Origin of the sequence: Pseudomonas sp. N-137 (genome assembly GCF_034555295.1) — a bacterium.
GTDB classification, from domain to species: Bacteria; Pseudomonadota; Gammaproteobacteria; order Pseudomonadales; family Pseudomonadaceae; genus Aquipseudomonas; species Aquipseudomonas rhizophila.
In genome coordinates, this window is sequence record NZ_JAXUDQ010000030.1 from 1013432 (window position 1) to 1021753 (window position 8322).

Genomic DNA, 8322 nt, shown 5'->3' on the forward strand with positions numbered 1-8322 from the left:
GCGCCAACCGCCTTTCACTTTTTAGAATTCAGGAATTTTCTGATCCATGGGCAAATCGCTGGTCATTGTGGAATCCCCGGCTAAGGCCAAGACCATCAACAAGTATCTGGGCAACCAATACGTGGTGAAGTCGAGTATCGGCCATATCCGAGACCTGCCCACCAGCGGTTCGGCTAGCGCCAGCAAGGAGCCAGCCGCCAAGCGCGGCAAGGCTGCTGCCGGTGAAGCGCCGGCGCTGTCGCCCAAGGACAAGGCGCGCAAGCAGCTGGTCTCGCGCATGGGGGTTGATCCGGAACACGGCTGGAAAGCCAAGTACGAGATCCTCCCGGGCAAGGAAAAGGTCATCGAAGAACTGCGTCGGCTCGCCAAGGATGCCGACACCATCTATCTGGCGACGGACTTGGACCGCGAAGGGGAAGCCATTGCCTGGCACCTGCGCGAAGCCATCGGTGGGGATGACAGCCGCTACAAGCGCGTGGTGTTCAACGAAATCACCAAGAAGGCCATCCAGGAGGCCTTCTCCCAGCCAGGCGAGCTGGACATCGATCGGGTCAACGCCCAACAGGCGCGGCGCTTCCTTGATCGCGTGGTGGGCTACATGGTCTCGCCTCTGCTGTGGGCCAAGATCGCCCGTGGCCTGTCGGCCGGGCGTGTGCAGTCGGTCGCCGTGAAGCTGGTGGTGGAGCGCGAGCGGGAGATCCGTGCGTTCATCCCTGAAGAATACTGGGAAGTCCACGCCGACCTCGGCACCGCCAAGGGCGCCACCGTGCGCTTCGACGTGGCCCGTGAGAAGGGTGAAGCCTTCAAGCCGCTCAACGAAGCCCAGGCCATGGCTGCGCTGGAGAAGCTCAAGGCTTCCAGCTACAGCATCGTCAAGCGTGAAGACAAGCCGACCAGCAGCAAGCCGTCGGCACCGTTCATCACCTCCACGTTGCAACAGGCCGCGAGCAACCGCCTGGGTTTCGGCGTGAAGAAAACCATGATGATGGCCCAGCGTTTGTACGAAGCGGGCTACATCACGTACATGCGTACCGACTCGACCAACCTCTCGGCCGATGCCGTGGCAATGGCGCGCACTTATATAGAAAGCGAGTTCGGCAAGAAATACCTGCCGGAGACGCCGAACGTCTACAGCAGCAAGGAAGGCGCACAAGAGGCTCACGAAGCGATTCGTCCCTCCGATGCCAACACCGAGCCAAGCAAGCTGTCGGGCATGGAGCGCGATGCCGAGCGCCTCTACGAGCTGATCTGGCGCCAGTTCCTGGCCTGCCAGATGCTGCCGGCGCAATACCTGTCGACCACGGTCACCGTCGGTGCTGGCGACTTCGAGCTGCGCGCCAAGGGCCGCATCCTGAAGTTCGACGGCTACACCCGCGTCATGCCGCAAATCACCAAGCCGGGTGACGACGACGTCCTGCCTGACATGGCCCAGGGCGATGTGATGAAGCTGATCAAGCTTGATCCGACCCAGCACTTCACCAAGCCGCCGGCCCGTTATTCGGAAGCCAGCCTGGTCAAGGAAATGGAAAAGCGTGGCATCGGTCGTCCTTCGACCTACGCGGCGATCATTTCCACCATCCAGGACCGCGGTTACGTGGCGCTGCACAACCGTCGGTTCTATTCGGAAAAGATGGGCGACATCGTCACCGAACGTTTGTCCGAGAGCTTCTCCAACCTGATGGACTACGGCTTCACCGCCGGCATGGAAGAGAACCTCGACGATGTGGCCCAGGGTGAGCGGGACTGGAAAAACGTCCTCGACGAGTTTTATGGCGACTTCAAGAAAAAGCTCGAAGTAGCCGAAAGTGCCGAGAACGGCATGCGGGCCAACCAGCCCGTCATGACCGACATCCCATGCCTGACGTGTGGTCGTCCGATGCAGATCCGTACCGCCTCGACTGGCGTGTTCCTGGGTTGCTCGGGCTACAGTCTGCCTCCCAAGGAGCGCTGCAAGGCGACGGTCAACCTGGTGCCGGGCGACGAAATCGCCGCGGACGACGAGGGTGAATCGGAATCCCTGGTGCTGCGCGGCAAGCACCGCTGCCCGATCTGCAGCACAGCGATGGATGCCTACCTGTTGGATGAGAAGCGCAAGCTGCACATCTGCGGTAACAATCCCGATTGCGCCGGTTACGAGATCGAAGAGGGCACCTATCGCATCAAGGGCTATGAAGGTCCGAGCCTTGAGTGCGACAAGTGTGGCAGTGAGATGCAGCTCAAGACCGGCCGTTTCGGCAAGTTCTTCGGCTGCACCAATCCGACCTGCAAGAACACCCGCAAACTGCTCAAGAGCGGTGACGCGGCGCCGCCGAAGATGGACCCGGTGAAGATGCCTGAACTCAAGTGCGAGAAGGTCAACGACACCTACATCCTGCGCGACGGCGCGTCCGGCCTGTTCCTGGCGGCGAGCCAGTTCCCGAAAAACCGCGAGACCCGTGCGCCGCTGGTGCTGGAGATCGTGCCGCACAAGGATGAAATCGATCCGAAGTACCATTTCCTCTGCGAAGCTCCGCAGAAGGATCCGGAGGGTCGGCCGGCGGTGATTCGTTACAGCCGCAAGACCAAGGAGCAGTACGTGCAGACCGAAGTCGACGGCAAGCCAACCGGCTGGAAGGCGTACTACGACGGCGGCAAATGGAAGGTTGAAGACAAGCGCTGATTGATAAAGTGCTTTCTTGTGGCGTACGGGGCCTCTGTGGCGAGGGAGCTTGCTCCCGCTGGACCAGTCCGATATTTCGGGCGCAGCCGTCCCAATAGCCTCAAGTAAACAAAAGGCCGCATGACAACCCGTAGGTTTTCATGCGGCCTTTTTGTTTTTGCCTTGCAGTGGCCTCGGTTGTTCCACGACACTGTCGCCCTTGCGTGAAGCTTTTATTTCGTTGGGGAGAATGCCGCTATGGCCCACGAACTCTACACCCGCACCAATCAGAAAATTTATTTTGCCGGCCTGTCGCTCGAAGCGCTCGCCAGGGCAGAGGATGGGCGTGCGATGAATTCCCCCGCGCTGACCCAGGCTGGGCGCGAATCAGCGCTGTTTCATCTGTACGGCGCGTTGTTGGGGCTTTGCCACGAAATTGCCGGTTTCTACCGTCTGCCGCAGGCAAATGCGCCCCGGGCCGAACTGTTGTTGACAGAAGAAGTGTTGGAAACCATCGCCATTCCGGAACTGGCCGAAATGGTCGAGCTGGCGCACAACCCGCAAACCTGGCTGGCGCAACTGTTGGCGGCACACGCGGCACTGTTCGAGCCACCCCGTGCTCCTCGCAAGCCTAAGGGCGACGTGACCCAACCTTTGATCATGGCGGTCAATCTGGACGAAGAAGAGCCCGAGCAGGCGTTGAGCCGAGAGGAGCTGGAAAGCTGGCGTCAGAACCTCAAGAGCCTGGCAATCCGCTTTCGCGAAGGGCTGAACGAGTGCTGAGTTTTCCCTCGATCCGTAATATTCGCCCATAACGCTTGGTCAAGATCCCGAGCGAAGCCTGGCCGATGACTATATAATCCTCGCCTTTCGTGGAGAACAGACTTTTATGCCAACGTCCTTTCTAGAAATTGTCGAACTTCCTGATGGCCGCATCGAGCTGCGCAGGGCCGAGGACGAGGGTTCTCTGGTTACCTTGAACTTCTCCGAGGACGCCAAGGCCTTCCTGCAAGGCCAGCACGTCGAAGTCGCCAAGGCGATGTTGAGTGTGGGCGTGCAGATGGCAGGTCGTCTGGTTGAAGGCGAATTCAACAAGGAAGAGGGGCCGCGGGTTCTTCATTGATCCCGCCTGTCGGCTTTTTGGACGATAGTGTTCCTGGCCGGCTTCTCTGTCCTGGAGAAGCCCTGAGTTTTTTAGCCCAATCGAATATTCAGGCTTTGCGCGTCCCCGGTGCGCGCGGCGCTGATCAACTGTTGCCGTGCGGTCGTGGTCAACGGATTGAGCCAACTGACCACCGTATGGCTGCGGCCCAGGCGCAACGCTTCGCAGGTCAGTTGCTGGGCGCTTTGAGTGCCTCGCGGCTGTAGCAGCAGGATGCGCTCACGGTTCAGGCCCGCATCTCGCAGCCAGGCCTGGGTGACACTGGCCGGTGGTGCGATCAGCGTCAGCCAGCGAGCGTCCTGGTCCTGGCTCAGCTCGCGCAGGATCGGCGCCAGCAGGTTCAGGCAGTTCCCGGCGGCACCACGTAACGACAGTTCGCTGAAGGCTTCGGGCTCGGCGCCCCAAGGTGACTCGATCACCTCTTTGAGGGCGGGAGCCAGCGGTTGGGCCATGAACGCCTCGAACAGCGGAAGTTGAGTGTGTTGTGGTGTGTGTGGGAACTGCATAAAGCCTCCTTTAGCGGCGAATAACGCCGACACTCAAGCCTTCGATGACCAGATCCTGATCTTTAAGATTGACTTCGATGGGGGCGAACTCGGGGTTCTCGGCAATCAGCCAGACCTTGCTGCCGTCGCGCTTGAAACGCTTGACGGTCACTTCATCACCGATTCGCGCCACCACGATCTGGCCGTTGCGGGCTTCGCGAGTGGTGTGGACCGCAAGAAGATCGCCGTCGAAGATGCCGATGTCCTTCATGCTCATGCCGTGCACGCGAAGAAGGTAGTCAGCTCGCGGATGGAAGAACGATGGGTTGATGTTGCAGGACTCCTCGACATGCTGCTCGGCGAGGATCGGAGCACCTGCCGCTACCCGGCCGATGATCGGCAGGGTGGTTTCGTCGGCCTTGGCCTCGAAACCGGGGATGCGAATGCCACGGGACGCGCCCGGGGTCATTTCGATAGCGCCCTTGCGAGCCAGCGCCTTGAGGTGCTCTTCAGCCGCGTTGGGCGACTTGAAGCCCAGTTCCTGGGCGATTTCCGCGCGGGTCGGCGGGTAGCCGTTGTCTTCGAGGCAGCGTTTGATGAAGGCTAGAATCTCTGCTTGGCGTGGCGTCAGCTTTAGCATATTGATCGCTCTGTCTTTTTATACAGTGACTGGGATTATATACAGTGGGCGCGGCTTGGCAATCCTCCTTTTCGCACAGGCCGCTGGACGGTCGGTCGGGCCGCAAAAACGTCATGGGCTACAGCGGGACGCAGGTGTGGTTAAATATCTGACCGAGCGTTCGCAAAACGTCCCGGCAGGCTTGACAACCCCAAGGCTGAAACGTATGTTTCAAACAAGTGTTTGTCAGGCGGAGTAGCCATGGCCCAGTCGGAAACCGTAGAACGCATTCTCGATGCTGCCGAGCAATTGTTCGCGGAAAAAGGTTTCGCTGAAACCTCATTGCGTCTGATCACCAGCAAGGCCGGGGTGAACCTGGCGGCGGTGAATTATCACTTCGGTTCGAAGAAAGCGCTGATCCAGGCCGTGTTCTCGCGTTTCCTCGGGCCTTTCTGTGTCAGCCTGGATCGTGAGCTGGAGCGGCGTCAGGCCAAGCCTGACGTCAAGCCAACCCTGGAAGAGCTGCTGGAGATCCTGGTCGAGCAAGCCCTTGTCGTGCAGCCACGCAGCGGTAACGACCTTTCCATTTTCATGCGCTTGCTGGGCCTGGCATTCAGCCAGAGCCAAGGCCACCTGCGGCGGTATCTGGAAGACATGTACGGCAAGGTTTTCCGCCGCTATATGCTTCTGGTCAACGAGGCCGCGCCGCGCATTCCGCCGATCGAGTTGTTCTGGCGCGTGCATTTCATGCTCGGCGCCGCTGCCTTCAGCATGTCCGGCATCAAGGCGCTGCGGGCCATCGCTGAAACCGATTTCGGTGTGAATACCTCGATTGAGCAAGTGATGCGTCTGATGGTGCCATTCCTGGCTGCTGGCATGCGCGCCGAAAGTGGCGTCACCGATGAGGCCATGGCTGCCGCGCAGTTGCGCCCGCGCAGCAAATCAACCCCGGCGCTCGCCAAGGCCTGAGTGCACGGGTGGGCGCGGCTGCCTACATCCGCTAAGCTAGCGGCCCATGCCGACTCTCGTTTCGAACCCGCTTTATATTTCATTGCATAACCGTGACCTGCCGGGCCTGGAGCCCGGCGGCGCGGTCGTGCGTGCGCCGCTGTGCGGGTTCATTGTTATCAAGGAAATATTATGACTGCTGGCCTGCAAGGCTCGTTGATGGTGGACGTCGCCGGTACCTGGTTGACGGCCGAAGATCGCCACCTGTTGCGCCAGCCCGAAGTGGGTGGCCTGATCATTTTTGCTCGCAATATCGAGCATCCACGCCAGGTGCGCGAGCTGAGCGCCTCGATTCGCGCCATCCGCCCCGACCTGCTGCTGGCGGTCGATCAGGAAGGCGGGCGTGTGCAGCGCCTGCGCCAGGGGTTTGTGCGTTTGCCGGCAATGCGGGCGATTGCCGACAACCCGAATGCCGAATACCTGGCCGAGCAGTGCGGCTGGATCATGGCCACTGAAGTGCTGGCGGTCGGCCTCGATTTGAGTTTTGCCCCGGTGCTGGACCTCGATCATCAACGTAGCGCGGTGGTCGGCAGTCGTGCCTTCGAAGGCGACCCCGAGCGCGCAGCGCTGCTGGCAGGTGCCTTCATTCGGGGTATGAACGCCGCCGGTATGGCTGCCACCGGCAAGCATTTCCCCGGCCACGGCTGGGCCGAAGCCGATTCCCATGTGGCCATTCCCAACGATGAGCGCAGCCTTGAACAGATCCGCGCCCACGATCTGGTTCCGTTCGCCAAACTGAGCAAGCAACTGGCGGCCGTCATGCCGGCCCATGTCATTTATCCGCAGGTCGATGCCAATCCGGCCGGTTTTTCCCGGCGCTGGCTGCAGGACATTCTGCGTGGCGAATTGCAGTTCGATGGTGTGATCTTCAGCGATGATCTGTCGATGGCGGGTGCTCATGTGGTGGGTGATGCCGCCAGTCGTATCGAGGCGGCGTTGTCGGCCGGTTGCGACATGGGGCTGGTGTGCAACGACCGCGCCGCCGCCGAACTGGCCTTGAGCGCCGCCCAGCGGTTGAAGGTCAAACCATCGGCGCGCATCGCACGCATGCGCGGGCAGGCCTTCGCCTCCACCGAGTACCGCCAGGACCCACGCTGGCTGACGGCAATCAGCGCGCTGAAAGCTGCCCAACTGATCGATTAAGGACATTTGTCATGACCGTTTACGCAATTATCGGCGGCACTGGCCTGACCCAACTCGAAGGTCTGACCATTCGCCAGTCCCTGGCAGTAGAAACGCCCTATGGTGCGCCATCGGCCGAGGTGCAGATCGGTGACTACGCCGGGCGCGAAGTGCTGTTTCTGGCCCGTCACGGCCATCCACATCGCTTTCCACCTCACCAAGTGAACTATCGCGCCAATCTCTGGGCTCTGAAGCAGGCCGGCGCCGAGGCGATCCTGGCGGTCAACGCCGTGGGCGGGATTCACGCCGCGATGGGGACCGGGCATTTCTGCGTGCCTCACCAATTGATCGATTACACCAGCGGCCGTCAGCACACCTATTTTGCCGATGACCTGGAGGCGGTTACCCACATTGATTTCAGCTACCCCTACAGCGAGGCGCTGCGCCAGCAACTGATCGCCGCCCTGGCCGCCGAAGGCTGTGGCTACAGCAGCCATGGCGTCTACGCCTGCACCCAGGGCCCGCGCCTGGAAACCGTGGCCGAAATCGCCCGCCTGGAGCGCGACGGTTGCGACATCGTCGGGATGACCGGCATGCCGGAAGCGGCGCTGGCCCGTGAACTGGAGCTTGATTACGCCTGCCTGGCGCTGGTGGTGAATCCGGCGGCGGGCAAGTCCACGGCTGTGATCACCATGGCGGAAATCGAGCAGGCGCTGCATGACGGGATGGGGAAGGTGAAGTCGACGTTGGCGCGGGTATTGATGGCTGGCTAGCGGAACAGGCAGTGAAAACGGGCGCAAAGGTTTCCTGCTGCCAGCAAGGGCTATTCGGGCAAGATTCTGTTGTTTTCCCAGTTCACCTCAATGCTGGCCTTGATTGAGGAGGAGCTGCAAAAGCGTAGCCTTGACTATTCGTTGTTGACCGGCAGCACCACGGATCGGCGCACGCCGGTGAGGGATTTTCAAAGTGACAAGGTGTCTACCGGTTAGTCAGCTATCGCGAGCAAGCTCGCTCCCACAGGAGATTCGGGGTGCAGACCTATCCAGCGCTCACCTCAGGGCAATGTGGGAGCGAGCTTGCTCGCGATGACGGCGGCACAGCCAACCTCTTCAACATCTGAATCACCGCTATCGCGAGCAGGCTCGCTCCCACAGGAGATTCGGGGTGCAGACCTATCCGGCGCTTACCTCAGGGCAATGTGGGAGCGAGCTTGCTCGCGATGACGGCGGCACAGCCAAGATCTCCGACAACTGAACCACCGCTATCGCGAGCAAGCTCGCTCCCACAG

Annotated in this window: 9 protein-coding genes and 1 pseudogene; 8 read left to right on the top strand and 2 right to left on the bottom strand. The window is 60.8% G+C overall.

The window, feature by feature from the left end; translation table 11 throughout:
* Positions 1-46: 46 nt before the first annotated feature.
* The 3 genes from topA to T3A99_RS25650 all read left to right on the top strand — a co-directional run bounded on the left by topA (position 47) and on the right by T3A99_RS25650 (position 3761).
* Positions 47-2659 carry a type I DNA topoisomerase gene (gene topA / locus T3A99_RS25640; RefSeq protein ID WP_322834929.1) on the top strand — a complete coding sequence of 871 codons (2613 nt, stop codon included), beginning with the start codon at positions 47-49 and terminating at the stop codon, positions 2657-2659.
* A 237-nt stretch (positions 2660-2896) separates the two neighbouring features.
* Positions 2897-3421: a DUF6586 family protein gene (locus T3A99_RS25645; protein WP_274090240.1), complete on the top strand. Its 525-nt coding sequence runs from the start codon at positions 2897-2899 to the stop codon at positions 3419-3421.
* 106 nt (positions 3422-3527) lie between these two features.
* Positions 3528-3761 (top strand): hypothetical protein, encoded by a 234-nt coding sequence (locus T3A99_RS25650; protein ID WP_047227208.1) that lies wholly within the window; start codon positions 3528-3530, stop codon positions 3759-3761.
* A 71-nt stretch (positions 3762-3832) separates the two neighbouring features.
* Here T3A99_RS25650 and sulA read toward each other — a convergent pair whose 3' ends face one another.
* Together sulA and lexA are read right to left on the bottom strand one after the other, a co-directional pair.
* Positions 3833-4306, bottom strand: a complete 474-nt coding sequence (gene sulA, locus T3A99_RS25655) for an SOS-induced cell division inhibitor SulA (RefSeq protein ID WP_322834930.1) — start codon at positions 4304-4306, stop codon at positions 3833-3835.
* 10 nt (positions 4307-4316) lie between these two features.
* Positions 4317-4925 carry a transcriptional repressor LexA gene (gene lexA, locus T3A99_RS25660; RefSeq protein WP_047227210.1) on the bottom strand — a complete coding sequence of 203 codons (609 nt, stop codon included), beginning with the start codon at positions 4923-4925 and terminating at the stop codon, positions 4317-4319.
* A 240-nt stretch (positions 4926-5165) separates the two neighbouring features.
* Between lexA and T3A99_RS25665 the strand changes: the two genes are divergently transcribed.
* The 5 genes and pseudogenes from T3A99_RS25665 to T3A99_RS27995 form a co-directional block, all read left to right on the top strand.
* A complete protein-coding gene (locus T3A99_RS25665) occupies positions 5166-5873 on the top strand; it encodes a TetR/AcrR family transcriptional regulator (protein WP_047227211.1) in 708 nt (235 codons plus the stop codon).
* A gap of 46 nt (positions 5874-5919) precedes the next feature.
* Entirely contained in the window at positions 5920-6048 is a 129-nt protein-coding gene (locus tag T3A99_RS25670) for a hypothetical protein (protein ID WP_268990177.1), read from the top strand.
* A gap of 8 nt (positions 6049-6056) precedes the next feature.
* Positions 6057-7055: a beta-N-acetylhexosaminidase gene (gene nagZ / locus T3A99_RS25675; protein ID WP_196304600.1), complete on the top strand. Its 999-nt coding sequence runs from the start codon at positions 6057-6059 to the stop codon at positions 7053-7055.
* Positions 7056-7066: 11 nt separating this feature from the next.
* Positions 7067-7807, top strand: a complete 741-nt coding sequence (locus tag T3A99_RS25680) for an S-methyl-5'-thioinosine phosphorylase (RefSeq protein ID WP_047227213.1) — start codon at positions 7067-7069, stop codon at positions 7805-7807.
* A gap of 60 nt (positions 7808-7867) precedes the next feature.
* Positions 7868-8011, top strand: a pseudogene (locus tag T3A99_RS27995) (hypothetical protein); the annotation flags it as partial.
* Between the last annotated feature and the right edge of the window lie 311 nt (positions 8012-8322).

What these genes read in the sequence shown, in the direction of transcription:
- topA (WP_322834929.1), top strand. Translation starts at nt 47, where the DNA reads ATGGGCAAATCGCTGGTCATTGTGGAATCCCCGGCTAAGGCCAAGACC.
- T3A99_RS25645 (WP_274090240.1), top strand. Translation starts at nt 2,897, where the DNA reads ATGGCCCACGAACTCTACACCCGCACCAATCAGAAAATTTATTTTGCC.
- T3A99_RS25650 (WP_047227208.1), top strand. Translation starts at nt 3,528, where the DNA reads ATGCCAACGTCCTTTCTAGAAATTGTCGAACTTCCTGATGGCCGCATC.
- sulA (WP_322834930.1), bottom strand. Translation starts at nt 4,306, where the DNA reads ATGCAGTTCCCACACACACCACAACACACTCAACTTCCGCTGTTCGAG.
- lexA (WP_047227210.1), bottom strand. Translation starts at nt 4,925, where the DNA reads ATGCTAAAGCTGACGCCACGCCAAGCAGAGATTCTAGCCTTCATCAAA.
- T3A99_RS25665 (WP_047227211.1), top strand. Translation starts at nt 5,166, where the DNA reads ATGGCCCAGTCGGAAACCGTAGAACGCATTCTCGATGCTGCCGAGCAA.
- T3A99_RS25670 (WP_268990177.1), top strand. Translation starts at nt 5,920, where the DNA reads ATGCCGACTCTCGTTTCGAACCCGCTTTATATTTCATTGCATAACCGT.
- T3A99_RS25680 (WP_047227213.1), top strand. Translation starts at nt 7,067, where the DNA reads ATGACCGTTTACGCAATTATCGGCGGCACTGGCCTGACCCAACTCGAA.